The following is a 26,551-nucleotide window of genomic DNA, read 5'->3' on the forward strand; positions in this document are numbered from 1 at the left end:
CGACGTGAGCGCACGCGAGTTCCGCCAGGTCGACGTCTTCAGCGCGGAGCCCCTGATGGGCAACCCGGTCGCGGTGGTCCACGAGGCCGAGGGACTCACCGACGAGCAGATGGCGGCCTTCGCGCGGTGGACCAACCTCTCCGAGACGACCTTCCTCCTGCCGCCCACCGATCCGGGGGCCGACTACCGGCTCCGGATCTTCACCCCGAGCGCCGAGCTGCCGTTCGCCGGGCATCCCACGCTCGGCAGCGCCCACGCCTGGCTGGAGGCCGGGGGAGAGCCGCGCACCGAGGGGGAGGTCGTCCAGGAGTGTCGCGTCGGCCTGGTCCGGCTGCGCCGCGGCGAGCGGCTGGCCTTCGCGGCTCCACCACTGCTCCGGTCCGGGGCGGTCGACGAGGAGACTGTCGTCCGGGTGGCTGCCGGGTTGCGGGTCCCGCGCGATGAGATCCTCGACGCGCAGTGGTGCGACAACGGCCCCGGCTGGGTCGCGGTCATGCTGCCCGACGCGGCCGCCGTCCTGGAGCTGGTCCCCGATCCGGGGGCGCTGGGGGGTCTCGCGGTCGGCGTGGTCGGCATCTACCCCGAGGGCGACTGCGCGATCGAGGTGCGAGCCTTCGTCGGCGGGCTCGGCGTCGATGAGGACCCGGTCACCGGCTCGCTCAACGCCGCGCTGGCGCAGTGGCTCGCCGGCACGACGCTGCCCTCGTCGTACGTCGCCTCCCAGGGGGCGGCGCTACAGCGCCGCGGCCGGGTGTACGTCGAGACCGCCGAGGACGGCACCATCTGGGTCGGCGGCGACACCCTCACGACCATCACCGGCACTGTCGTGATCGGCGGCTAGAGTCGAGCCGTGCGCCAGTACCTCGACCTGCTCTCGCGCATCCTTGACGAGGGCGTGGAGAAGTCCGACCGGACCGGCACCGGGACGCTCTCGGTCTTCGGCCACCAGATGCGCTTCGACCTGTCCGCCGGCTTCCCGCTGGTCACGACGAAGAGGATCCACACCCGGTCGGTCTTCGGCGAGCTGCTGTGGTTCCTGCGCGGCGACACCAACGTCAAGTGGCTGCACGACCGCGGCATCACGATCTGGGACGAGTGGGCCGACGACAACGGCGACCTCGGCCCGGTCTACGGCGCGCAGTGGCGCTCCTGGCCGGCGCCCGACGGCCGCCACATCGACCAGATCAGGCTGGTCATCGACGAGATCAGGGCCGACCCCGACAGCCGCCGCCACATCGTCTCGGCGTGGAACCCCGTCGACATCCCCGAGATGGCGCTGGCGCCGTGCCACAGCCTGTTCCAGTTCTACGTCGCCCACGGCAGGCTCTCGTGCCAGCTCTACCAGCGGTCCGGTGACGTCTTCCTCGGCGTACCGTTCAACATCGCGTCCTACGCCCTGTTGACCCACATGGTCGCCCAGGTCTGCGGGCTGCAGCCCGGCGACTTCGTCCACACGCTCGGCGACGCCCACCTCTACCTCAACCACCTCGAGCAGGCCCGGCTCCAGCTCACCCGCGAGCCGCGCCCGCTGCCGACGCTCCGGCTCAACCCCGCAGTGACCGAGATCGACGCGTTCGACCTCGACGACATCGCCGTCGAGGGCTACGCCCCGTACCCCGCCATCAAGGCGCCCATTGCTGTCTGAGGCGCCGGGCGAGCAGCTCGCCTCGCTCGGCAAGCGGATCATCCTCGTCGCCGCGGTCGCCGACAACGGCGTGATCGGCGACGGTCACCGCATTCCCTGGCGGATCCCGGGGGAGCAGGCGGAGTTCAAGGCGCTCACCCTCGGCCACACCCTGCTGATGGGGCGTACGACGTTCGAGTCGATCGGTCGCCCGCTCCCGGGCCGCACGACCATCGTGCTCACGCACCGTGCCGACTGGTCCCACGACGGGGTCCTGGTCGCGCACGATCTCCACGAGGCGCTCGGCCTCGCCGCCGGGACGCCCGGCGACCTCATGGTCGCCGGCGGCGCGCACGTCTACGCCGAGGCACTGCCGTACGCCGACGAGCAGGTCCTCACCCGCGTGCATCTGGCGCCGGCGGGCGATGTGCGCTATCCAGCCTTCGACCCCGCCGACTGGGAGGAGACCGCCCGGGAGGAGCGCGAGCTCTACGACCGGGTCTTCCTCCGCAGAAAGGATCCCCGATGACCGAAGCGCCCGGCGACGCCGATCCCCTCGACCGCACCGTCCAGGTGCCCGTGCCCGGCGGCGAGCTGACCGTCGGCGTACGCGACGGGGCCGACCCCGAGGCCCCCGCCGTCCTGCTGGTCCACGGCATCACCGCCTCGCGCCACGCCTGGGACCTCGTGGCCGAGCGGCTCCCCGGCGTACGCCTCGTCGTGCCGGACCTCCGCGGCCGCGGCCGCAGCAACGGCGTGACCGGAGAGACCGGGATGGCCCGGCACGCCGACGACATGGCGGCGGTCCTGGACGCCCTCGACATCCCGCAGGCGAGCGTGGTGGGCCACTCGATGGGCGGCTTCGTCGCCACCGTCCTCGCCCACCGCCACCCGGAGCAGGTGTCCCGGCTCGTCCTCGTGGACGGCGGCCTGCCGTTCGAGCTGCCGCCGGGCGTCCCGGTGGAGGAGGTCATCAAGGTCGTCCTCGGGCCGACCGCGGCCCGGCTGTCGATGCGGTTCGCCTCCGTCGAGGACTACTTCGACTTCTGGCGCAAGCATCCTGCCTTCGTCGACGTGCCGTGGTCGGACTACCTCGCGACGTACTTCGCCTACGACCTCGTCGGCGAGGAGCCCGAGCTCCGCCCCGCAGCGTCGTACGACGTCGCCGCCGGCGACAACGCCGACATCCTCGCCGGCGAGGCGGTGCAGGCGGCGGTGGCCGGGCTCGCACATCCCACCTACCTCATCACCGTGCCGCTCGGCCTCCAGGCCGAGCCGCCCGGGCTCTACCGCGCCGAGCGGATCCCCGGACTGCTCGCCGGGCTGCCGGTGCAGGTCGGCCACAGCCGGCTGGAGGAGTTCAACCACTACACGGTGATCATGACGCCCGCGGGCGCCGACGCCGTCGCCGGGATCGTCACCGCGCAGCTGGAGTCGTGACCGCCCGCAACCCGGCTGTCACCGGACGCCGCTAGTCTCGCGGGCATGGAGCTGCGCATCTTCACCGAGCCCCAGCAGGGGGCCTCCTACGACGACCTTCTGGCGGTGGCGACGACGGCCGAGGAGCTCGGCTTCGGGGCGTTCTTCCGCTCCGACCACTACCTCAAGATGGGCGACGTCAGCGGGCTGCCCGGCCCCACCGACGCCTGGACCACCTTGGCCGGCCTCGCCCGCGACACCAGCACCATCAGGCTCGGGACGCTGGTGACCAGCGCGACGTTCCGCTATCCCGGCCCGCTCGCGATCCAGGTCGCCGGCGTCGACCAGATGTCGGGCGGCCGCGTCGAGCTCGGCCTCGGCGCCGGATGGTTCGCCGCCGAGCACGAGGCCTACGGCATCCCGTTCCCCGACCTCGGCGAGCGGTTCGACCGGCTCGAGGAGCAGCTCGCGATCATCACCGGGCTCTGGGCGACGAAGCCGGGGGAGACCTTCGACTTCGACGGCACCCACTACCCGGTGAAGGGCAGCCCCGGCCTGCCCAAGCCGGTCCAGTCCCAGGGCCACGCCGGCGGTCCGCCGGTCATCGTGGGCGGCGGCGGCAAGCGTCGTACGCCCACCCTGGCCGCGACCTACGCCGACGAATACAACACGGCCTTCGTCTCCGTCGAGGACACCAAGCGGAACTTCGACAACGTCGCCACCTTCGTGGAGGCCGCCGGCCGGCCGGCCGACTCGATCGTCTACTCCGCCGCGCAGGTGCTCTGCGTCGGCTCCGACGAGGCCGAGATCGACCGGCGGGCTGCGGCGATCGGGCGGGAGAAGGCCGAGTTGCGGGAGAACGGCCTCGCCGGCACCCCGGATGAGGTGATCGCCAAGATCAAGCGGTTCGAGGAGGCCGGCGCCTCACGTCTCTACCTCCAGGTCCTCGACCTCGCCGACCTCGATCACCTGCGGCTCGTCGCCGACGCGGTGATGCCGGTCGTCTGACCGCTCGCGATACCCTGAGGACATGACGCTCGCGACCCCGTTCGGCACCGTCCTGACCGCAATGGTCACCCCGTTCACCGAGGACGGGGCGGTCGACCTCGACGGCGTGCAGAAGGTCGCGAAGCACCTCGTCGACCACGGCCACGACGGCCTGGTCGTCTCCGGCACCACCGGCGAGTCGGCGACCACGACGGTCGGCGAGGACGCCGAGACGCTCGCCGCGGTCAAGGACGCGGTCGGTGAGCGGGCCAAGATCGTGGCCGGGGTCGGCACCAACGACACCCGCACCTCCATCGAGCTCGCCCAGCAGGCGGAGAAGGTCGGGGCCGACGGGCTGCTGCTCGTGACGCCGTACTACAACAAGCCCGGCCAGCGCGGCATCCTCGAGCACTTCCGGCAGGTCGTGGGCGCGACCGGCGTTCCCGTCATCCTGTACGACGTGCCGGGTCGCACCGGCTCCGCCATCGGCCTCGAGGTCTACCGCGAGGCGGCGACCTGGGACACCGTGGTCGCGGTCAAGGAGGCCGCCGGCAACCTGCCGCGCGGCAGCGTCCTGCTCGACCTCGGCTACGCCCTCTACTCGGGCGACGACGCCCTCAACCTCGCCTGGCTCGCGCACGGCGCCAGCGGCTTCATCTCGGTCGCGGGTCACGTCACCGGCGACCTGCTGCGCGCGATGCACACCCAGTTCACCAGCGGCGACGTGGTCGCCGCCCGTCAGACGTATGCGCGGATGCTCCCCGCGATCGACGCCATCATGGGCGTCCCGAACTACGGAGCCACCACCGCCAAGGCCGCCCTCGAGCTGACCGGCGTCCTCGACAACCGCGTCGTCCGCAGCCCCCTCGTGGCGCTCGACGACGTGGAGCTCGAGGCGCTGCGCGCCGGGCTGCAGGCCTCCGGCCTCCTCTAGAACAGGAACTGCATGTCCCATCCACACCCCGAGCTCTCCGCTCCGGGCGAGCTCCCCGAGGGCGGTCTGCGGGTGATCCCGCTCGGCGGCCTCGGCGAGGTCGGCCGCAACATGACCGTCTTCGAGTACGCCGGCAGGCTCCTCGTCGTCGACTGCGGCGTCCTCTTCCCCGAGGACCAGCAGCCGGGCGTCGACCTGATCCTGCCCGACTACTCACCGATCCGGGACCGCCTCGACGCGATCGACGCGCTCGTGCTCACCCACGGCCACGAGGACCACATCGGCGCGACGCCGTACCTCCTCCGCGAGCGCGGCGACATCCCGATCGTCGGCTCCCGGCTGACCCTGGGCCTGGTCGCGTCCAAGCTCCGCGAGCACCGGCTGCGGGAGACCGTCCAGCACGTCGTCAAGGAGGGCGACCGGATCTCCTTCGGCCCCTTCGACCTCGAGTTCGTCGCGGTCAACCACTCCATCCCGGACGCGCTCGCCGTCGCCATCCGCACCGGCGCGGGGCTCGTGCTCCACACCGGCGACTTCAAGATGGACCAGCTGCCGCTCGATGGCCGCATCACCGACCTGCGCGCCTTCGCCCGGCTCGGCGAGGAGGGGGTCGACCTCTTCCTCACCGACTCCACCAACGCCGAGGTCCCCGGCTTCACCACCGCCGAGAAGAAGATCCAGCCCGCCATCGAGGAGGTCTTCCGGGAGTCCTCGCAGCGGATCATCGTCGCGTGCTTCGCCTCGCACGTGCACCGCGTCCAGCAGATCCTCAACTCTGCGGTGAAGTACGGCCGCAAGGTCGGCTACGTCGGCCGCTCGATGGTCCGCAACATGCAGATCGCCTCCGAGCTCGGCTACCTCCACGTGCCGGAGGGCGTGATCGTGGACGCCAAGGAGCTCGCCGACCTGCCGCCCGACAAGCAGGTGTTGGTCTCCACAGGGTCGCAGGGCGAGCCGATGTCGGCGCTTTCGCGGATCTCCAACGGCACCCACAACTTCGTGTCGATCGAGCCCGGCGACACCGTCCTGCTCGCCTCGTCGCTCATCCCCGGCAACGAGAACGCCGTCTACCGCGTGATCAACGGCCTCGCCCGGCTCGGCGCCCGCGTCGTGCACAAGGGCAACGCGCTGGTCCACGTCTCCGGGCACGCATCGGCCGGCGAGCTGCTGTACTGCTACAACATCGTCCGGCCGCGCAACGTCATGCCCGTCCACGGGGAGGTCCGCCACCTGCTCGCCAACGGCGAGCTCGCCAAGGCCGTCGGCATCGACAGCGTCGTCTTCGCCGAGGACGGCGTCGTCGTCGACCTCGTCGGGGGGAGGGCGAAGGTCACCGGCAAGGTCGACTGCGGCTACGTCTTCGTCGACGGCACCTCGGTCGGCGACATCACCGAGAGCGAGCTCAAGGACCGCCGGATCCTCGGCGAGGAGGGCTTCGTCTCCATCATCGTCGTCGTCGACTCCGTCTCCGGGAAGGTCTCCGCCGGCCCCGAGATCCACGCCCGCGGCCACGCCTGGGAGTCGGGCGACTTCGACGAGATCAAGCAGCCGATCGTCGACGCGGTCAACCGCGCGGTCTCCGAGGGTGCCACCGACACCTACCAGCTGCAGCAGGCCGTACGCCGTACCTTCGGCCGCTGGGTCTCCGACACCCACCGCCGCCGCCCGATGATCATCCCGGTGGTCATCGAGGCCTGACCGGCAGGACCCGGCGGGGTCTCACCTCACGACGCGGACCGCGAACCCCTTCGACCCCGCCGCGACGGTCGCCGACCCGGCGTACTTCGCCGTCAGCGCCTTGCGGCCGACCATCCCGAACTTCAGCCGGATCGTGGCCTTGCCGGCGCGCAGGGTGCCGGACCCGATCCGCTGCTTGCCCTTGAGGATCGTGACCCTGCCGGTCGGTGTGGTGCCGGCCGCGGCGACCTTCACCGTCGCCGAGAACGCGCGGCCCTTCCTCACCTTCGCGGGCGCCTTGACCGTCACCGAGCCGGCCGCCTTGACGACGGTCACGGCGACGGTCCTCGTCGCCGAGTGGTTGGCGCCGTCGCCGGTGTACGCCACAGCGATCGTGTGGCGCCCGACGGACAGGGTCTTCGGGAGTGCGAGCGTCGCGACCTCGCCGGAGTTGAGCGTCCCGGAGGCGAGGGTCCTGCTGCCCTCCTTGGCACTCACCTTGCCCGTCGCGCGGGTCGCGCCGTCGACCTTGACCCTGAGCTTCGTCGAGGTGCCGTACACGGACCTGGCCGGCTTGGTGATGGTGACGTCCGGCGTCGGCAGGATCTTGCAGACGGTGAGCTGGACGTTGTCGAGGTACCAGCCGTCCACGCCGCCACAGCCGTCGCGCCCCATGTCGAATCGGAACGCGACGGTGTCACCCGCCTCGGCGATCGACGAGAGGTCGATGATCGAGGTGCCCCACGAGCCGGTGGGCTTGCCGCCGTCGGTGCCGGTGAACGCGACCTGGCCGGCCATCGGGTCGGTGCTGCCCTGGGCGAGCGTGGCGAGCTGGGCGCCAGGCGCGTTGTAGACGTAGGCGTCGTACGGGATCTCCTCGAAGTCGCCCCCGTTGACCGAGACCTTCACGTTGCCGCCGTCGTAGCCGAGCTCGGTGGCGACGTAGTGCTCGAAGGAGAGCTTCGGCGCGGTGCCGGCAGGGACGGTGAGGTCCGGGCTGATCAGCCCGTCACGCGACGACTCGTCCTGCGCATCGCCGGCGCAGCTCCCGGCGTCGGGGTCGGTGCTCACGGCGACGGCCGACTGCGGGTGGGTGCCACCGCCGCCAGGCAGCTGGGACACCTCGGGGAGGTTGGTGGTCGTCGTCCACGGGTGTGACACCTGCCCGGAGCCGTAGTCGGGGTCGGAGAAGAACTCGACGTCGCGGCTCCAGTCGGACGAGATGCCGCCCTCGAAGTCCTCCTTCCACACCGTCTTGCTGCGGAAGTCCTTCCCGCACAGCGACGGGGTGTCCTTGGCGAGCAGCGGCTGGAAGTCGCACTGCGCCGGCTCCTTCGTGAGCTCGGTCGCCCAAGTCGCCGACGAGACCGCCTGGCAGTCGGTGGCGGTGATGGGCGTCATCGCGCCACCATCCTCCTCGCTCCCGCCGGTGGCGCTGTTACCGACGGCGACGTTCTTGAGCGTGTCGACGCCGACCAGATCCGTGCACGACTGGGTCAGCGCCGAGGCGAGCTCCGGGAAGCCCGAGGTCGGGGTCAGGTAGTTGGTCTGGGCCTGCCAGAAGATGTTGGCGGCCTTGTCCAGCCCGATCTTCGGCACCGTGACGCCGTTGTAGGTGCCGCCGTCGACGAGCAGGGCATAGGTGTGGTTGACGACTCCGGAGTTGGTGTGGACGCCGCCGTTGTCGTCGGTGTCGCAGTAGTACTCCTCGTCGGAGACCTTGCCCGGGTTGCCGTAGCACGTCGGCATCCACATGTCGCGGATCGCACCGCCGAACGCCGTGGTGTCCTCGCCGATCAGCCAGCGCTTGCTGTCGTCCTTGGTCGCGGTGTCACTGTCCTTGACGGTCATGGTCACGCCGCCGGCGCTCTTGATCCGGGTGCCGTCGGCCTGCGTGACCATCAGCCCGTAGAGGTCGTCGGGCCCGCCCGCTACCGAGATCGGTGTGCCTGCCACGTTGTTGCCGAACACGATGCCGGTGGCGCCGGCATCCTGCGCGTTGGCGATCTTGGTCGCGAACGTGCACGTCCCGCGGTCGACGTACACCCAACTGCCGGAGACGGCAGAGGCGTTGGTGAGGGACGAGCAGCCGTCGGTGGTCGATGGTCCGGCGTCGTCGGCCGCGTCGGTGCCGACGACGACCTCGGCGGTGGTGCCGGTCTTGTCGAAGACCGGACCGAACGACGCCGCAACCGCCTGCTGGCACGGGCCGGCCGCGCTGCTGGGGGAGTCGATCGTCGCGGCGATGGAGCCACGGGTGTACATCGAGCAGTGGTTGTCCGTGCGCGCGGCGGCATCACCGTCGTTCTCGCGCGCGTTGGCGAGGTCGACGGTCTCACCCCAGATGTCGGAGTAGGCCTCGTTCATCGCCCCCGGCTGCCACTGGTAGAGCAGGCCGTCGGTGTACTCGGTGTAGGCGTGGCCCCACTCGTGGGCGACGACGTCGTCGGCGGCCAGCCCACTGCAGTAGTTCGTGGTGGTGCCGTTCCAGTTGGCGTTGGGGCAGGCGATGCTCGGGTCGTTGTTGACGGTCGTCATCGAGTGGCCCTTGCCGTCGTAGGAATCCCGGCCGAAGGTGTTGCGGAAGAACCAGTACGCCTCGCCGGTGCCCTGCACCTCGTCCTGCTGGTCCTGGTCGAGGTCACCGGGAAAGGTGTCCCCCTCGGTCCAGACGGTCTCGTCGTCGGCGGTGCTGGTCGTGTTGTGCTTCTCGATGAGCGTCCGATCCAGCGCGTGGTCGAGCATGGAGTAGCGGTTGACAGGCTTGCCGGTGAGCGCGTCGAGCACGACCGTCTCGCGGATCGTCCTCGCGTTGGTGACCTCGACGACCCAGGCGAGCAGGGTGCGCCCGCTGACGCCCTGGATGGCACCCATCCGGTAGACCATCAGCTGCGTGCTGGCGGCCTCGAGACCGTCGGTGTACGACGCCGGGACCTTGCCGCTCACGCCGGCGGGCTGCGCCTTGACCATCCGCAGCGCGCGATCCCGCGCGTCGGTCTTGGTGATCCGCGGGGTGGTGCCGAGGTCGAGGTCGGGGGCGAGGTAGCCGTTGACCGAGGTCAGGTCGCCGGAGTCGTCGACATGGGCGCGCAGCCGGCTGCCGAAGACGGGCAGCCCCTGGTAGGTCTGGGCGTAGTCGACCGTCCATCCGGCAGGCGACTTCGTGACCGCCTGCTGGCTCAGCTGCGCGGCCTTCGCGCCGAAGGCGCCGGCGTACTTGTCGAGGTAGGCCGTGGCCTTCTTGGCTGCGTCCGCCCGGTCGGTGGCGGTGAGGTCGGGGTAGAGGTCGCCCTTGGTGCTGGCGAACCCGAGCATGCCGGTCGCACCCTCGGTCTTGAGGGTGGTGGCCGAGTCGGCCTCGGCCTTGAGCCGCTCGACGAGGGAGGGCTTGGGCTTGGCGGCGTACGCCGGCTGGGCGGCCATCGGGGAGACGGCGAGGCCGGCGGCCACGAGGGTGAGGCAGATGCCTCGGGTTCCGAGCATCACAGGATCCTCCAGTGGGGAAGCTGCCGCGAGATCACCGCGACGCTAGGACCTTAGAGAATCCTGAGTGTGACGTGGTGCACACCACGCCGAGGATCGGCAGGTCGGCGGATCAGAGCGCGTGCAGCACGCCGGCGGCGACGAGCGCCTGGCCGACGTGGTAGGTGACCATGATCGCCAGCTGTACGGCGCCATGCGGTCGGCCGAACTCGGTCTCGGCGAGGGTGAGCGCGATCATCGCGTCGCTGACCACGAAGATCGTCGCTCCGGCGGCGACGAGCGGGAGGCCGGTCAGCCAGGCCAGGACGAGCATGATGCCGATGACCAGCGAGTAGAGGGCGATCGGGACGGCGATCCGTGCGCCAGCAAGGCGGTACGCCGTCGGGACGACCCTCCTGGTGACGACGAGCATCGCGACCAGGACCACGATCACGACCCACGCCCAGGCGGGGGAGGGGAGCCCCAGCAGCGCGAAGCAGACGACGTACCCGACGTGGCCGACCAGGAAGGCCGCGACGCCGGAGAGGAAGCGCGGCTCGCTGTCGCCGAGCAGCGCGATGTCGCCGAGCATCCCGAAGAAGAGCGCCGCGAGGAGCCACCAGCCGGCGGCGCTGCCGGTGCCGCCGGCCGCGACGGTGATCGCCATCAGGCCGACCATCACGAGCGGCTTGGTGACGTGCTCGGCCCGACGCCGGTCGTGGACCACGGCGGCCCAGTCGGTCAGGGCGTCGAGCGCGGTCAGGACCCCGAGAAGGACGACAGGCATGGGCGGCAGCATGTCGGCGCCCGTCAGACCTGTCGACACGACACGCACCACTGTGGTCCCTGTGACAGGAGTGACGATCAAATAGGGTTGGTGGCATGGCGACCCGTACGTCTTCCCCGCCGGGGTCGCGGAGCACGAGCACGTCCTCAGGATCCTCGAGCACCCGCACCCGGAGTACGCCCACGAAGCCCACGAAGCGAGCGGCGGCGACCACCCGCGCCCGCGCCAAGGCCGCGCCCTCGCGCGGCCGCGGCAAGGGGAAGGGGAAGGGCACGGCGCGTCGGCAGCCGCCCCGCGCCGTACGCAGCGGCCGGGGACCGGTCGCGCAGCTCTTCGACGCGATCTTCAAGGCGGTCGCGACGATCTGGATGGGGGTCGCCCACGGGATCGGCGCCGTCGCCCGCGCCATCGGGCACGGCGCCCGCGATCTCGACCCCGAGCACCGCCGCGACGGGCTCGGGCTGTTCGTGGTCGCCCTGTCGGTCGTCGCCGCCGCCGGGGTGTGGTTCCAGCTCGGCGGGCAGTTCTTCGACGTCGTACGCACCATCGTGAGCGGCGTCGTCGGCAAGGTCGGCTGGCTCGTGCCGCTCGCCCTCGTCTTCACCGGCGCGCGGATCATGCGCGACCCGGTCCGCAACGGCCCGGTCGGCCGGCAGGTCATCGGCTGGAGCGCGCTCGCGATGGGCGTGCTCGGCATCGTCCAGATCGCCAACGGCAACCCGCAGCCGGTCGACGGGGACTCCGCGCCGCTGCAGAGCGCCGGCGGTGCGGTGGGGTACGTCGTCGCCAGCCTGCTCCTCGACCTGCTGCGCAGCTCGGCGGTCGTGGTCTCGCTGCTGGTGCTCCTCTCCCTCTTCGGCGTGCTCGTGGTCACCGGCACGCCGCTCTACCAGGTCCCGACCAGGCTCGCCGAGCTCCGCGACCGGGCGCTCGGCCGCGAGCGCCCCCACGACGCCGAGGACGCCGAGGACACCGCGCCCATCCGGCGCCGCCGCAGCGGCGGCCGGCTGTTCGCCGACGACACGATCGGCAGCGACGCCGGCCTGCCGGCGTACGACTCCCCGGTGCTGGAGGAGCGCGAGGTCAGGAAGCGCAAGAAGAAGGACGCCCTCGACGTCGCCCTCGACATGACGGGCGAGCAGACCGGCCTGATGGACGCGGCCGAGGACACCGTCCCGCGGATGGACCGCGGCGCGCCCCCGGGTGCTCGGGTGCCCGAGAAGGCCGAGAAGGCCGGGAAGGGCCAGCTCGAGCCGCCCCCGCACGCCGAGCTGCCGCAGCGGGTGGAGCAGCTCATGCTCGCCGGCGACATCACCTACACGCTGCCCTCGAGCGACCTGCTCAAGGCGGGCTCGCCCCACAAGGCCCGCTCGAAGGCCAGCGACGATGTGGTCAACCGGCTCCAGGGGGTGCTCGACGAGTTCGGCATCGACGCCCAGGTCACCGGCTACACCCGCGGCCCGACGGTCACGCGCTACGAGGTCGAGCTCGGCCCCGGCGTGAAGGTCGAGAAGATCACCAACATCCAGAAGAACATCGCGTACGCCGTCGCCTCGGCGGACGTCCGCATCCTCTCGCCGATCCCTGGCAAGTCGGCCGTCGGCGTGGAGATCCCGAACAGCGACAAGGAGATCGTCTCCCTCGGCGACGTCCTGCGCTCCACCACCGCCCGCAGCGACCACCACCCGATGGTGGCCGGCCTCGGGAAGGACGTGGAGGGCGGCTTCGTCGTGGCCAACATGGCCAAGATGCCGCACCTGCTCGTCGCCGGCGCGACCGGCTCCGGAAAGTCCAGCTTCATCAACTCGCTGATCACCTCCGTCCTCATGCGGGCCACCCCCGACGAGGTGCGGATGATCATGGTCGACCCGAAGCGGGTGGAGCTGAACGCCTATGAGGGCGTCCCGCATCTGATCACGCCGATCATCACCAACCCCAAGAAGGCCGCCGAGGCCCTCGCCTGGGTCGTCCGCGAGATGGACATGCGCTACGACGACCTCGCGAACTTCGGCTTCCGCCACATCGACGACTTCAACAAGGCCGTCCGTGCCGGGAAGGTCGAGCTTCCGCCGGACAGCGAGCGCGAGCTGACGCCGTACCCGTACCTCCTTGTCATCGTCGACGAGCTCGCCGACCTGATGATGGTCGCCCCGCGCGACGTCGAGGACTCGGTCGTCCGCATCACCCAGCTCGCCCGCGCGGCCGGCATCCACCTCGTGCTCGCGACCCAGCGCCCGTCGGTCGACGTCGTCACCGGCCTGATCAAGGCCAACGTGCCGTCGCGGCTCGCGTTCGCGACGTCGTCGCTCGGGGACTCGCGCGTCATCCTCGACCAGCCGGGCGCGGAGAAGCTGGTCGGCCAGGGCGACGGGCTGTTCCTGCCGATGGGGTCATCCAAGCCGATCCGCGTGCAGGGCTCGTGGGTGTCGGAGGCGGAGATCCACCAGGTGGTGAAGGCCTGCAAGACCCAGCTCGAGCCGACCTACCGCGAGGACGTCACCGCTCCCGCCGAGAGCAAGCGGGTCCTCGACGACGACATCGGCGACGACATGGACCTCGTCGTCCAGGCGATCGAGCTCGTCGTCTCGACCCAGTTCGGCTCCACCTCGATGCTGCAGCGCAAGCTGCGGGTCGGGTTCGCCAAGGCCGGGCGCCTCATGGACATCCTCGAGAGCCGTGGCGTCGTCGGTCCCTCGGAGGGCTCCAAGGCCCGCGACGTGCTCGTCAAGCCCGACGAGCTCGACAGCGTCATCGCAACACTTCAGGGGGAGATGTGACCACGATGACCACCCGGCCGGAGGCCGGGAACGAGACCGAGGTCGACCTCGTCGAGGTCCGCCGCAACACCCGGCTCTCCGCCGCGGTCGCGCTCGCCGCACTGCTCACCGCCGCCGCCTTCTGCTGGCGCGGCGGCGTCGTCGGCTATACCGTCGGCGCACTCATGCTCCTCGTCGCCGTCGTCCAGGCGTGGACGGCGTACGACGGACGTACGCCGCTCATGCTCGTCGACGAGCAGGGCGTCCGGCTCCGCTTCGGCCGGGCCTGGCGCGGCATCCCGTGGTCGGGCGTCGATGAGGTCGAGCACCTGCCGCGGCGGCGCACCGTCGCCGGCTGGTGGCGCGACGGCCGCCTCGCCGTACTCCTCGCCGACGAGGACGAGGCCGTCGCCGAGCTGCCCGCCGGCGCCCGCCGCCACGCCCGGCTGACCCAGCGGCTCTACGGCGTGCCGTTCGCCGTCCCCCTCGGGCTCGGCACCCGGGTTGTCGGCGACCACGGCGACCTCACCGCCGCCATCGCCGCTCTGGCCGGCGAGTCGGTCGGGGTCGTCGAGATCGACCCCAGCATCGTCGAGCAGGTGCCGGCCGACGCGGAGCCGGAGCCGGTGGACGCGGAGCCCGAGCCGACCGATGCGCAGCCTGAGCCGGTAGAGGCGGAGCCCGAGCCGACCCGTCCGGTGGCAGCGCGCGAGGACACTAACCCCCGCATCAACCGTCCGGTGACCAACCCGCCTCCGCTGGTCGCGAGCCCGACGCCCAGCCCGCTGCGCGAGCCGACGGTGGCGATCCGCACCGAGCTGCGCTGGCAGCCGCGCGAGGACGACCGTGACGACGACGAGACGGTCGTCCACGGAGCCAATGCGCTCCGGCTGCAGCCTGCCGAGGACGCGTCGGCGACGCAGGAGACCGAGCTGGTCGCCGTACTCCCCGAGGGCGTCTCCGCCATCGCCACCCCCGGCGAGCCCGTCGAGCCGCTCGAGCTCGAGGACTTCGAGGCGGAGCCGGCCGACGACCCGGTGATCGGCCCCGAGCTGGCTGCCGCGCGCACCCGCCTCGGTCTGACGGTCGACACGCTCGCGGAGCGGACCCGGATCCGGCCGCACGTGATCGAGTCGATCGAGGTCGACGACTTCGCGCCCTGCGGCGGCGACTTCTACGCCCGGGGCCACCTGCGCACGCTCGCCCGGGTCCTCGGGGTCGACGCGGCGCCGCTGCTGAAGGAGTACGACGAGCGCTACGCCGCGGGCCCGGTCGACCCGCGCACGGTCTTCGAGGCCGAGCTCGCGACCGGCCCGACCAGCACCCTGCGACGGATGCGCGGCGGCCCGAACTGGTCGGTCCTCGTGGCGGCGGTGATGGCCGTCGTGCTGATCTGGTCGGTGGCCAGGCTGGTGATGGACGGCACCGGACACCCGGCCAGCACCGCGATGAGCCTCGACAGCGGCTCCGCCGGCACCACGAACCCGTACGGCAAGGCGGCCGACCCGGTGCCGGTCACCGTCACCGCCGCCGGCGGCGGTGCGCACGTCGTGATCCGTGACAGCCGCGGCCGGGTGGTCTTCACCGGCGACCTCGCGTTCGGGGAGTCACGCAGCTTCAAGGTCTCCCCGCCGCTGCGCATCCAGACCTCCGACGGCTCCCTGAGCGTCTCCGTCGACGGCGGCCCGGCCGCCGCGCTCGGCAAGACCGGCGAGGCGGCGCAGAAGACCTACACCGCTCGCTGACCCGGCCGAGCCGGCGTTTCGGTGTCGGAGCGGTGGCCCCGGCATACTCGACCCGATGACCGAGACACGAGAAGGTTCCGCGCCGGCACCCCTGTCGGTCGCCATGGTGACCCTCGGGTGCGCGCGCAATGAGGTCGACTCCGAGGAGCTGGCCGGCCGCCTCGGCGCAGGAGGGTTCCGGCTGGTGTCGGACCCTGCCGACGCGGACACCGTGGTCGTGAACACGTGCGGCTTCGTCGAGCAGGCGAAGAAGGACTCGGTCGACACCCTCCTCGAGGCCGCCGACCTCAAGGCGGGCGGGCGCACGCAGGCGGTCGTGGCGGTCGGCTGCATGGCGGAGAGGTACGGCAAGGAGCTCGCCGACTCGCTCCCCGAGGCCGACGCGGTCCTCGGCTTCGACGACTACCCCGACATCGCGGCCAAGCTGCGCGCCATCGTCGCGGGCGAGGCCCATCATCCGCACACCCCGCACGACCGTCGGCTCCTGCTGCCGATCAGCCCGGTCGACCGGGACGCGTCGGCCGTGTCGGTGCCGGGGGTCTCGACCGGCCCGACCGCCGGCGGTGTGGACCCGGTGCCGGGCTTCGTCGGTCGCACCCGTCTCGACGACGCCCCGTGGGCGCCACTGAAGCTCGCCAGCGGCTGCGACCGGCGCTGCACCTTCTGCGCCATCCCGAGCTTCCGCGGCTCGTTCGTCTCGCGGCGGCCCTCCGACGTGCTCCACGAGGCGCAGTGGCTGGCCGCGCAGGGCGTCAAGGAGCTCTTCCTGGTCAGCGAGAACTCCACGTCGTACGGCAAGGACCTCGGTGACCTGCGGCTGCTCGAGACGCTGCTGCCCGAGCTCGCCGCCGTCGACGGCATCGAGCGGGTCCGGGTCTCCTACCTCCAGCCCGCCGAGACCCGGCCCGGCCTGGTCGCGGCGATCGCGACGACGCCCGGCGTGGCGCCGTACTTCGACCTCTCCTTCCAGCACGCCTCGCACGGGGTCCTGCGGAGGATGAGGCGGTTCGGCGACCCCGAGAGCTTCCTGGGCCTGCTGGAGCAGGTCCGCCGGCATGCCCCGGCCGCCGGCGTGCGCTCCAACGTGATCGTCGGCTTCCCCGGCGAGACCGACGACGACCTGCAGACGCTTTGCGACTTCCTGGTCGCCGCCCGGCTCGACGTGACCGGCGTCTTCGGGTACTCCGACGAGGACGGCACCGAGGCCGCCGGCTTCCCCGAGGAGACGAAGCTCGACGAGGACGAGATCCGCGCCCGCGTGGAGCACGTCTCCGAGCTGGTCGAGGAGCTCACCGCGCAGCGCGCGGAGGAGCGGATCGGCGAGACCGTCGAGGTGCTGGTCGAGGAGACCGAGGACGGCGCGTACGTCGGCCGCGCGGCCCACCAGGGCCCGGAGGTCGACGGCACGACGACCCTGGAACAGCCGCCGGCCGGCGTACGCCGCGGAGACCTGGTGCGCGCGACGGTGGTGGCCGCCGACGGTACGGACCTGGTCGCTAGGGTCGACACGTGAGCCAGCCGACGCCCGCCGCCGAGGCCCGCAAGGTCAGCAACTGGAACGTCCCGAACGTCCTGACCAGCCTGCGGATCCTGCTGGTGCCGTTCTTCGGCTGGACGCTGCTCATCGACGACGGCCAGCAGGCCCACTGGCGGCTGGTCGCCTGGGCGATCTTCTTCGTCGCGATGGTGACCGACAAGATCGACGGTGACCTCGCCCGCAAGCACAACCTGGTCACCGACTTCGGAAAGATCGCCGACCCGATCGCCGACAAGGCGATCACCGGGATGGCGTTCATCGGTCTCGCGATCGTCCACGACACCTGGTGGTGGTGGACGATCACGATCCTCGTGCTGGCGCGCGAGTGGAGCGTCACCTTCGTCCGTCTCGCCGTCGCGTCGAAGGTCGTGATCGCGGCCGACACGCTCGGCAAGTGGAAGACCTTCATCCAGGGCATCGCGCTCGGCGGCCTGGTGCTGCCGCTGACAGACCCGGACGCGGCCGACTGGTGGCACACGCCCGGTGACGTCCTCTACTGGGCCTTCGTGGCCTGCCTCGTCGTCGCCGTCGTCCTGACCTTCTGGTCCGGCGTGCAGTTCTACTGGGGCGTCTGGACGCAGCGTGCCCGCTTGCGTGGCTGACCGCCGACCCGCCCGCCGGTGGTCCGGACGGGACTTAACGCAGCGTTCACGCGCGCCTCGTTTCGCGTCCGGAGGCGCGGGGATAGTTTCGCTCGGTCAGCCACCGATCAGGAAGTCGTGAACGCATGTCCTCTGCACGTCGCAGAATCGCCGTCTCCGCCGCGCTCGCCCTCACCGTCGCGGGACTGACCGGCTACCTCGCGCCGGCACACGCGAATCCGGATGGCACCGGGCTCGTCATCAGCGAGGTGTACGGCGCCGGCGGTAACTCGGGAGCGGTGTACGACGCCGACTTCGTCGAGCTCTACAACCCGACCGACGCCGCGATCTCGCTGAACGGCCTGGCGATCCACTACCGGTCCGCCGGCGGGGGCTCCGGGGGTACGCCGTACGCTCTGGCCGGCACGGTCCCCGCCCACGGCCACTGGCTCGTCCAGATGAGCAAGTCCGGCACCAACGGCACCGCCCTCCCGACGCCCGACCAGACCGCCTCCCCCGCGTTCAGCATGGCGGCGGCCGGCGGGCAGGTCGCCCTCCAGGAGGGCACCAGCATCATCGCCACGTCGGGCGACGTGACCGGCACCGACGGACTGGTCGACTTCTTCGGCGGCAGCGGTGCCGCGAGCTACGAGGGTGCGGCGGCGACCAAGGCGGCCACCGCCACCCAGTCCCTCAACCGCACCGCCGACGGCGCCGACACCGACGACAACGCGGCCGACTTCACTCTGGCCGCCCCCTCGCCGACGGACTCGGGGAGCGGCGGTGGCGGCGAGCCGCCGACGCCGGAGAACGAGCCGATCGCCGACATCCAGGGCTCCGGCGACACCTCGCCGATGGTCGGCGACACGGTCACCACCGAGGGCGTCGTGACGGCGTACTACGGCACCGGCGGCTTCAACGGCCTCTACATCGAGGATCCGTCCGGCAGCCCGACCGACGGCCGCTCGGACGCGATCTTCGTCTATGGCTCGGCCGCGACCTCGGCCGGTGTGAAGGTCGGCGACAGCGTCTCGGTGACGGGCAAGGTCAGCGAGTACCAGGGCACCACCGAGCTCACCCCGTCCTCCGGCGGCGTGACCGAGCTCGACAGCCCGCTCGGCGACGTCGCGCCGCTGCAGGTCCCGTGGAGCGACCTGGACACCGACGCGGAGAAGCAGGCCCACGAGGGCGAGGTCGTGGTCCCGAGCGGTGACTTCACCGTCAGCGACAACTACGACGCCAACTACTACGGGTCGTTCGTCCTCGCCCACGGGGACCACCCGCTGGTCACCCCGACCGAGGTCGCCGACGCCCAGGACAGCGACGCGATCGCCGCGGTCGAGGCCGACAACGCCGCCCGCGAGATCACCCTCGACGACGGCCGCAGCACCAACTTCAACAGCAGCAAGGGCACGCCGTTCACCTGGCTCACGTCGGACAACCCGGTCCGGATCGGCTCGGCGGTGAGCTTCCACGAGCCGGTGGTCCTGGAGTACCGCTACGACGCCTGGAACTTCCAGCCCACCACGCCGCTCGCGGACGGCGACGACGGCCACGACGTCGCGACCTTCTCCGACACCCGCGCCGACAACGCGAAGCCGCGCGACGTCGGCGGCGACCTCCGGCTGGCGACGTTCAACGTCCTCAACTACTTCCCGACGACGGGGGAGGAGTACGTCGACAGCGGTCTCGGCACCTGCACGTACTACGACGACCGGGCGGGCAACCACATCAGCGACAACGTCTGCGAGGGCCCGAACGGCGAACCCGGGCCGCGCGGCGCCGCGACCGAGGAGAGCCTGAAGCGCCAGCAGGTGAAGATCGTGAAGGCGATCAACAGCCTCGGCGCGAGCATCGTCAGCCTCGAGGAGCTGGAGAACTCCGCCTGGTTCGGCAAGGACCGCGACTACGCCATCGGCAAGCTCGTGGCCGCGCTCAACGCCGACGCCGGCGCCGGCACCTGGGCGTACGCCCCCTCGCCCGACGCGGCCAACCTCCCGCCGCTCGAGCAGCAGGACGTGATCCGGACCGGCTTCATCTACAAGCCGGCCGACGTCACCCCGATCGGCCGCTCGTACGTCCTGACCGGACAGTCCGGCGACGGTGGCGCCTTCCAGGACGCCCGCGAGCCGCTGGCCCAGGCGTTCAAGCCGATCGGGCACCCCCGCGCCGACGCCTTCCTCGTCATCGTCAACCATTTCAAGTCGAAGGGGTCGGGGGAGGACGACGGCACCGGCCAGGGGCTTGCCAATCCCGCCCGCATCGCCCAGGCGAAGGCGCTCAAGAAGTTCGCGACGACGGTCGAGGCCAAGGACAAGACCGACCGGGTCTTCCTGACCGGTGACTTCAACGCCTACTCCGAGGAGGACCCGGTCCAGGTGCTCGAGTCGGACACGGTCGACGGCGCCGCGAGCGAGCCGTTCCACGAGCTCAACGGCGAGCTGAACGGCGGGGAGGCGACGTACTCCTTCGACGGCATGGACGGCTCCCTCGACCACGTCTTCGCCAATGCCGCCGCCAAGTCGTGGGTCACCGGCGTGGACGTGTGGCAGATCAACGCTCAGGAGCAGGTCGGCTTCGAGTACAGCCGCTACAACTACAACGCCACGATCCTCTACCAGGGCGACAACGTGTTCCGCGCGTCGGACCACAACCCGGAGATCGTCGGCATCGACCTGCCGGCGCGTGCCTCCGACTAGAACGCGTGAGTGACACCGGTGGCCGCCTGCCGCGAGGGCGGGGCGGCCACCGGCGTACGCCGGCAGGTCGTAGGGTCTGGCCATGAGCGAGCTCGCGACCCGGGTCCACCTGCTGCTGAGGGCCGGTGGCCACACCGTCGCCACCGCCGAGTCGCTGACCGGCGGGCGACTCGCCGCGTTGCTCACCGACACGCCCGGGGCGTCGGAGACCTACCTCGGCGGCGTGGTGACGTACGCCACCGAGCTGAAGCACTCGATCCTCGACGTACCCCGGGAGATCATCGACGGGGTCGGCGTCGTCTCCGCCGAGTGCGCCGAGGCGATGGCCACCGGCGTGAAGGCGATCACCGGCTCGTCGTACGCGATCGCCACCACCGGCGTCGCCGGACCGGACGCCCAGGAGGGAAAGCCGCCCGGGACGGTGTACGTCGGCCTCGCCGGTCCGGGGCTGGTCACGTCGGCGCTGCTGGAGCTGTCAGGCGGCCGGACCGACATCCAGGCGGCCACCTGTGAGCGGGCCCTCCAGGAACTGGAGGACGTGCTGAGGCGGGAAGAACCAGCCGTCGGGTAGCGTTGGGCCAGCAACGACCGCGACATCCCCGACGACCCGCCTGAGTGGAGGAGGCTGACCGCATGGTCCTGTTCCGTCGACTTCTCGGCGACGTGCTCCGCGCTCAGCGGATGGAGCGCGGGATGACCCTGCGCGAGGTCTCGGCCGAGGCCCGGGTGAGCCTGGGCTACATCTCGGAGATCGAGCGCGGCCAGAAGGAGGCCTCCTCCGAGCTCCTCGCCTCGCTGTGCACGGCACTCGACGTGAGGCTGTCGGACGTCCTGCGCGAGGTCTCGGACGCGGTCGCGACCGAGGAGGCCGCCGCCCTGCCCACGCCGATCCCGGTCCGTGCCGCGGGCGAGGTCGTCGCCTCCGCCGCCTGACCGGACGCTTCAGCGCTGGCAGTTGGCGCAGAGGTACGCCGGCCGCTCCTCACCGGCCGGTCCCACGCGCAGCACCGTCACCGTGCCGCCGCACCGTCGGCAGGCCCGACGGCCATAGACCCACATCCGACCCTTCATCGCCCACTCGGCGTCCATGAGCTCGCGCGTACGGGCCAGCATCCGGCGCAGATCCGGGACCTCGCCGACCGCCCTCATGGGGTGGACGCCGGCGAGGAACGAGGTCTCGGCGGCGTAGATCGTGCCCACGCCGGCCACCTTCCGCTGGTCGCGGATCGCCTCGAACAGCGGGACGTCGGGCTCGGCCAGGAGCCGCCGGAGCGCCTCGTCCTCGTCCCAGTCGGCCCCGAGCAGGTCGGGACCGAGATGGGCCAGCAGGTCCTGCTCCCGCTCGCGGCGGACCAGCTCGACGACGCCGAGCAGGAACCCGACGGCCTCGGTGGTGGCCGTCCGCAGCACGACCCGGGCCTGGTGACCGGGCTTGGGCCAGCGGCGGCCGGCCTCCATCACCCGCCAGCTGCCCTCCATCTTCAGGTGGGTGTGGAGGGTCCACTCCCCGGTGCGGTGGTCGATCCGGGTGAGCAGGTGCTTGCCGCGAGGGACGGTGGCGACCACGGTGCCGCCACCCAGGTCGACCGTGGCCAGCTGGGGCACCCGGAAGTCGCTGCGGACGAGGTCCTGGCCGCTGAGCCCGCGGTCGAGCAGCCGGGCCGTACGCCGGACCGCATCGCCCTCAGGCATCGCCCGACCGCAGCCTCAGCCCACGCGGTGTCGCGACGAATCCGGCGAACTGGAGCGCCTGCCGCAGCGGCGTGTCCCCGGCGCCGAGCAGGGCCGCGCCGTCGGCCCGCTCGACGGTGAGCCTGCCGAGCGCTCCGCGCCGGACCGCCGCGGCGAGCGTCTCGGCCGCGGGCTCGAGCAGGTCCGGCTCGTCGGACCAGGTCAGCAGCGTGCGTCCACCGCGCTCGACGTACATGACCAGCTCGCCGTCCACCAGCACGACGATCGCCCCGGCCTTCCGACCGGGCCGGTGGCCCGTCCCGCCGGCGCTGTCGGCGGAGTCGGCGGAGGGCCACGGCAGCGCGGCGCCGTAGGGGTTGGCGGGGTCCGTCGCGGCCAGCGCGACCGCGGAGGGCTTGGGGTCGGTCTCGTCGGGGGCGCGGGCGAAGGTGCGCAGGCGGTCGACGGCGCCCGCGGTGCCGAACTGGGCGGCGCCGAGGCCCTCCACGAAGTAGCCCCGCCGGCAGCGGCCGCTCTCCTCGAAGGCGGACAGCACCTTGTAGACCGCGGCGAAGCCGCCCGGCGTGCGCTCGCTGGTCACGGCGCCCCGGGTCACGACGCCGTGGCGCTCGAGCAGGCGCTCGGCCGCCGCGTGGGCACGTCGCGTCGGGTCCAGGTCGACCGGCGGCAGGATCGTCCAGCGCCCCGCTGTCTCGGGCGGTCCGGTGCGGGCAGGCATCCGGGCGCCGCCGGTGTAACGCGAGCCTCGCACGCGTGCCCGCGGCGGCGGCCGGCGGCTGCGGTGGCTCGGCGTGCCGGAGCGGATTAGCGCCCGCAGCGGCATCAGGGTGTCGTTGCTGATCCTGCCGGCCCAGACGAGGTCCCACAGGGTCTCGGCGAGGGCCTTGTCATCGGTGGCGTCGACGGCACCGGCGAGCTGGCGGAAGAACCATGCGCCGCCGGGCGCGAGGGCGTCGAGCACCCGCTCGGCCAGCTCGGTGCCGGGATCCGTGCCGGCAGCCGGCTCAGGCATGGTGAGGTCGGCGCTGTCGGCCAGGTGGAGCGAGACCCAGCCGTCGCTGCCGGGCAGCGCGCCGTGGCCCACCCACAGCACCTCGCCGGAGGCGGTGAGCTCGTCGAGGTAGGAAGGCTCGTAGTCGATCACCCGCGCCGGCAGGACCAGCGACTCCAGCGCGCTGGCCGGCACCGGGCAGCCCGCCAGCTGGTCGACGACGCTGAGCACGCCGTCGACGCCGCGGAGGGCGCCGCGCCGACCCGCTGCCGGGCCCGTCGGGACGACCTTCTGCCAAGCCGGCAGGAAACGGCCGAGCGCGGCGGGCTCCACCGGCTCGATCTCCTTGCGGAGCCGCGCCAGCGACCGCCGCCGGAGCGTGCGGAGCACGTCGGCGTCGCACCACTCCTGACCGGCCCCTTGCGGGCGGAACTCTCCGTCGAGGACGCGGCCGCGGGCAGAGAGGCGCTCCAGGGTATGGCGGACCACCGCGTCGCCCAGGCCCAGGCGGCGCGCGACGTCGAGCGAGGTGAATGGACCGTGGGTGCGCGCATAGCGCGACACCAGGTCGCCGACCGGGTCCTCGACCGGCTCGGTGAACGCCGACGCCACCCCCGGCGGCACCGGCACCCCGAGGCCGTCGCGCAGGCGTGCGACGTCCTCCACGACGGCCCACCGCTCCTCGCCGCCGATCCTGACCTCGACGACCCGCCGCGCCGCCGCCAGCTCTGCGAGCCAGGTCGCGACGTCGCCGGGGACGGCACGCTCGACCACCTCGTCGGTGGTGAGGGGACCGACGACGCGGAGCAGGTCCACGACGCCCTCAGCGCCGCGGGCGCGCCGGTCGGTCGCCGTGCGCTGGAGCTCGGACTCCACCTCCGCGAGCACCTCGGGGTCGAGGAGCTCGCGCAGCTCCGCACGGCCAAGCAGCTCGGCGAGCAGGCCCTGGTCGAGGGTGAGCGCGGCGGCGCGGCGCTCGGCGATGGGGGAGTCACCTTCGTACATGAACTGCGCGACGTAGCCGAACAGCAGCGTCCGGGCGTACGGCGACGGGGTCGGCGTGGCCACGTCGACTACCTGGATCTCGCGGCGCTCGACCCGCTCCAGCAGCGCCACGAGGGCGGGCAGGTCGTAGACGTCGCGCAGGCACTCGCGCACCGCCTCGAGGATGATCGGGAAGCTGGGGTACTGGGCGGCGACCTGCAGCAGCGCCGCGGAACGCTGCCGCTGCTGCCAGAGCGGGCTGCGCCGGCCCGGGTCGCGGCGCGGGAGCAGCAGGGCACGCGCCGCGCACTCGCGGAAGCGGCTCGCGAACAGTGCCGAGCCGCCGACCTCGGTCGTGACGAGGTCCTCGATCTCGTCGGGCGCGAAGACGATCACGTCGCCCCCGGGCGGCTCCGCCTCGGTGTCGGGGATGCGGACCACGATGCCGTCGTCGGACGCGACCGCCTGCCCGTCGACGCCGAACCGCTCGCGCAGCCGGGCGTTGATCGCGAGCGCCCACGGGGCGTGGACGGGGGTGCCGTAGGGGGAGTGGACGACCAGCCGCCAGTCGCCGAGCTCGTCGCGGAACCGCTCGACCACGATGCTGGTGTCGCTCGGCAGCACCCGGGTGGCCTCCACCTGCTCGTGGAGGTAACCGACGAGGTTGCCGGCGGCGTACTCGTCCAGGCCGGCCTCCCGCGCCCGTGCCTCGGCCTTCGGCTTCGGCAGCGCGGACAGCTCGCGGGCGTAGGCGCCCACCGCCTCGCCGAGCTCGGCGGGCCTCCCCAGGCTGTCGCCCTTCCAGAACGGCAGTCGCCCGGGCACGCCCGGGGCGGGGGAGACGAGCACCCGGTCGTGGGTGATGTCCTCGATCTTCCAGCTGGTCGCGCCGAGGGCGAACACATCGCCTACCCGCGACTCGTAGACCATCTCCTCGTCGAGCTCTCCGACCCGTCTGCCCGGGCCCTCCCCGCCGACGAGGTAGACCCCGAACAGTCCGCGGTCCGGGATCGTGCCTCCGCTGGTCACCGCGAGCCGCTGCGACCCGGGCCGCCCGGTGATCAGGCCGGTCACGCGGTCCCAGACGATCCGCGGCCGCAGCTCGGCGAACTCGTCGCTGGGGTAGCGCCCCGAGAGGAGGTCGAGGGTCGCGTCGAAGGCGCTCCGCGGCAGCGAGGTGTAGGAAGCCGCGCGGCGCACCAGCTCGAACAGATCGTCGACGTGCCAGCTGTCGAGTGCGGTGGCGGCGACGATCTGCTGGGCGAGGACGTCGAGGGGGTTCGCGGGGACCGAGAGCGCCTCGATCAGCCCGGCCCGCATCCGCTGCACGCTCACCGCGGTCTGCGCGAGGTCGCCCCGGTGCTTCGGGAACAGCACGCCGCGGGACACCTCGCCGACCTGGTGGCCGGCCCGGCCGACCCGCTGCAGGGCGCTCGCGACGCTCGGCGGCGACTCGATCTGGACCACGAGGTCGACGGCGCCCATGTCGATGCCGAGCTCGAGACTGCTGGTGGCGACGACCGCCGGCAGCCTGCCGCCCTTGAGGTCGTCCTCGATCAGCGCCCGCTGCTCCTTCGACACCGAGCCGTGGTGGGCCTTCGCGATCACTTCTGCCGCGCCGTAGGACTGCCCGGACTGCGCCATCACGTGGGCCGGCGGGGCGGTCGTCTCCCACACCCGGTCGGACGCGATCTCGTTGAGCCGCGCCGTCAGCCGCTCGGCGAGCCTGCGGGAGTTGGCGAAGACGATCGTCGACCGGTGCTGCCCGATGAGGTCGGCGACCCGCTCCTCCACGTGGGGCCAGAGGGAGGCGTGGCGATCGGGCTCGCCGCCGTCCTGGTCGTCGTAGGCCTCCGGCTCCGTCATGTCCTCCACCGGCACGACGACCTGCAGGTCCCACCGCTTGTCGGCCGGCGGCGCGACGATCTCGACCGGCGCGGTGCCGCCCAGGAAGCGGGCCACCTCCTCGAGCGGCCGCACGGTCGCGGAGAGCCCGATCCGCTGGGCCGGGCGGTCGAGGAGTGCGTCGAGCCGCTCGAGGGTCAGCGCGAGATGGGCCCCGCGCTTGGTGCCGGCGACGGCGTGCACCTCGTCGACGATGACCGTCTCGACGCCGCGCAGCGACTCTCGCGCCTGGCTGGTCAGCATCAGGAAGAGCGACTCGGGCGTCGTGATCAGGATGTCGGGCGGCGTCGTGGTGAGCCGCCGGCGCTCCTGGGCGGGGGTGTCGCCGGACCGCACGCCGACCCGCAGCTCCGGCACGGCGACGCCGAGCCGCTCGGCGGTCTGCCGGATGCCAGTCAGCGGCGCCCGCAGGTTGCGCTCCACGTCCACCCCGAGCGCCTTGAGCGGGCTGACGTAGAGCACCCGGCAACGCATCGCCTTCTCCGGGACGGGCTCGGTCATCAGCGAGTCGATCGACCACAGGAACGCGCTGAGCGTCTTGCCCGACCCCGTCGGCGCGACCACGAGCGCATGCCGGCTGGCCCCGATCGCCTGCCACGCGCCCGACTGCGCCGGCGTCGGCGCGGCGAAGGCAGCGGCGAACCACGAACGGGTCGGCTCGCTGAAGCGGGCGAGGGGATCGGTCACCGCTCCATCCTGACACCCGCCACCGACAGTCCTGCCCGCCACGATCCACAGACTTTGCCGTGCAGCGGTTGCCGCCGTCGTACG

18 protein-coding genes are annotated in these 26,551 nt (G+C 72.1%); 14 read left to right on the forward strand and 4 right to left on the reverse strand.

Annotated features, from left to right (window positions below; translation table 11 throughout):
- Positions 1-4: 4 nt before the first annotated feature.
- The 7 genes from ABLE53_RS12005 to ABLE53_RS12035 are packed head-to-tail and all read left to right on the forward strand — an operon-like array spanning position 5 to position 6,662.
- Positions 5-841: a PhzF family phenazine biosynthesis protein gene (locus ABLE53_RS12005; RefSeq protein ID WP_348859171.1), complete on the forward strand. Its 837-nt coding sequence runs from the start codon at positions 5-7 to the stop codon at positions 839-841.
- A 9-nt stretch (positions 842-850) separates the two neighbouring features.
- Positions 851-1,645, forward strand: coding sequence for a thymidylate synthase (locus ABLE53_RS12010; RefSeq protein WP_348859172.1), 795 nt, complete (start codon positions 851-853; stop codon positions 1,643-1,645).
- Entirely contained in the window at positions 1,635-2,153 is a 519-nt protein-coding gene (locus ABLE53_RS12015; RefSeq protein ID WP_348859173.1) for a dihydrofolate reductase, read from the forward strand. The genes ABLE53_RS12010 and ABLE53_RS12015 overlap by 11 nt, the downstream gene beginning before the upstream one ends.
- A complete protein-coding gene (locus ABLE53_RS12020; protein ID WP_348859174.1) occupies positions 2,150-3,064 on the forward strand; it encodes an alpha/beta hydrolase in 915 nt (304 codons plus the stop codon). The genes ABLE53_RS12015 and ABLE53_RS12020 overlap by 4 nt, the downstream gene beginning before the upstream one ends.
- A gap of 45 nt (positions 3,065-3,109) precedes the next feature.
- On the forward strand, positions 3,110-4,051 hold the full coding sequence (locus ABLE53_RS12025) for an LLM class F420-dependent oxidoreductase (protein ID WP_348859175.1): 942 nt from the start codon (positions 3,110-3,112) through the stop codon (positions 4,049-4,051).
- Between the two features lie 22 nt (positions 4,052-4,073).
- On the forward strand, positions 4,074-4,964 hold the full coding sequence (gene dapA, locus ABLE53_RS12030; protein WP_348859176.1) for a 4-hydroxy-tetrahydrodipicolinate synthase: 891 nt from the start codon (positions 4,074-4,076) through the stop codon (positions 4,962-4,964).
- Between the two features lie 12 nt (positions 4,965-4,976).
- Complete coding sequence (locus tag ABLE53_RS12035) at positions 4,977-6,662, forward strand: ribonuclease J (protein WP_348859178.1); 1,686 nt, start codon at positions 4,977-4,979, stop codon at positions 6,660-6,662.
- A 21-nt stretch (positions 6,663-6,683) separates the two neighbouring features.
- Here ABLE53_RS12035 and ABLE53_RS12040 read toward each other — a convergent pair whose 3' ends face one another.
- Together ABLE53_RS12040 and ABLE53_RS12045 are read right to left on the reverse strand one after the other, a co-directional pair.
- Positions 6,684-10,124, reverse strand: a complete 3,441-nt coding sequence (locus ABLE53_RS12040) for a M4 family metallopeptidase (protein ID WP_348859179.1) — start codon at positions 10,122-10,124, stop codon at positions 6,684-6,686.
- A 112-nt stretch (positions 10,125-10,236) separates the two neighbouring features.
- A complete protein-coding gene (locus ABLE53_RS12045; RefSeq protein WP_348859181.1) occupies positions 10,237-10,890 on the reverse strand; it encodes a lysoplasmalogenase in 654 nt (217 codons plus the stop codon).
- A 95-nt stretch (positions 10,891-10,985) separates the two neighbouring features.
- On the opposite strand from ABLE53_RS12045, the gene ABLE53_RS12050 reads away from it, so the two are divergent.
- The 7 genes from ABLE53_RS12050 (at position 10,986) to ABLE53_RS12080 (ending at position 21,141) form a co-directional block, all read left to right on the forward strand.
- A complete protein-coding gene (locus tag ABLE53_RS12050; RefSeq protein WP_348859182.1) occupies positions 10,986-13,667 on the forward strand; it encodes a DNA translocase FtsK in 2,682 nt (893 codons plus the stop codon).
- A 5-nt stretch (positions 13,668-13,672) separates the two neighbouring features.
- Positions 13,673-15,391 carry a helix-turn-helix domain-containing protein gene (locus ABLE53_RS12055; RefSeq protein ID WP_348859184.1) on the forward strand — a complete coding sequence of 573 codons (1,719 nt, stop codon included), beginning with the start codon at positions 13,673-13,675 and terminating at the stop codon, positions 15,389-15,391.
- A 91-nt stretch (positions 15,392-15,482) separates the two neighbouring features.
- Positions 15,483-16,904, forward strand: coding sequence for a 30S ribosomal protein S12 methylthiotransferase RimO (gene rimO, locus ABLE53_RS12060; protein ID WP_348859786.1), 1,422 nt, complete (start codon positions 15,483-15,485; stop codon positions 16,902-16,904).
- Positions 16,901-17,530, forward strand: coding sequence for a CDP-diacylglycerol--glycerol-3-phosphate 3-phosphatidyltransferase (gene pgsA / locus ABLE53_RS12065; protein WP_348859185.1), 630 nt, complete (start codon positions 16,901-16,903; stop codon positions 17,528-17,530). The genes rimO and pgsA overlap by 4 nt, the downstream gene beginning before the upstream one ends.
- A gap of 125 nt (positions 17,531-17,655) precedes the next feature.
- Entirely contained in the window at positions 17,656-20,208 is a 2,553-nt protein-coding gene (locus ABLE53_RS12070; protein ID WP_348859186.1) for an ExeM/NucH family extracellular endonuclease, read from the forward strand.
- 82 nt (positions 20,209-20,290) lie between these two features.
- On the forward strand, positions 20,291-20,779 hold the full coding sequence (locus ABLE53_RS12075) for a CinA family protein (RefSeq protein ID WP_348859187.1): 489 nt from the start codon (positions 20,291-20,293) through the stop codon (positions 20,777-20,779).
- A 62-nt stretch (positions 20,780-20,841) separates the two neighbouring features.
- Positions 20,842-21,141, forward strand: a complete 300-nt coding sequence (locus ABLE53_RS12080; RefSeq protein WP_348859188.1) for a helix-turn-helix domain-containing protein — start codon at positions 20,842-20,844, stop codon at positions 21,139-21,141.
- A 9-nt stretch (positions 21,142-21,150) separates the two neighbouring features.
- Here ABLE53_RS12080 and ABLE53_RS12085 read toward each other — a convergent pair whose 3' ends face one another.
- Both ABLE53_RS12085 and ABLE53_RS12090 read right to left on the reverse strand, forming a co-directional pair.
- On the reverse strand, positions 21,151-21,900 hold the full coding sequence (locus ABLE53_RS12085; protein ID WP_348859189.1) for a DNA-formamidopyrimidine glycosylase family protein: 750 nt from the start codon (positions 21,898-21,900) through the stop codon (positions 21,151-21,153).
- Complete coding sequence (locus ABLE53_RS12090) at positions 21,893-26,467, reverse strand: ATP-dependent helicase (RefSeq protein ID WP_348859190.1); 4,575 nt, start codon at positions 26,465-26,467, stop codon at positions 21,893-21,895. The genes ABLE53_RS12085 and ABLE53_RS12090 overlap by 8 nt, the downstream gene beginning before the upstream one ends.
- Positions 26,468-26,551: the final 84 nt, after the last annotated feature.

It is taken from the genome of Nocardioides asiaticus, assembly GCF_040049175.1.
GTDB lineage: Bacteria > Actinomycetota > Actinomycetes > Propionibacteriales > Nocardioidaceae > Nocardioides > Nocardioides cheoyonin.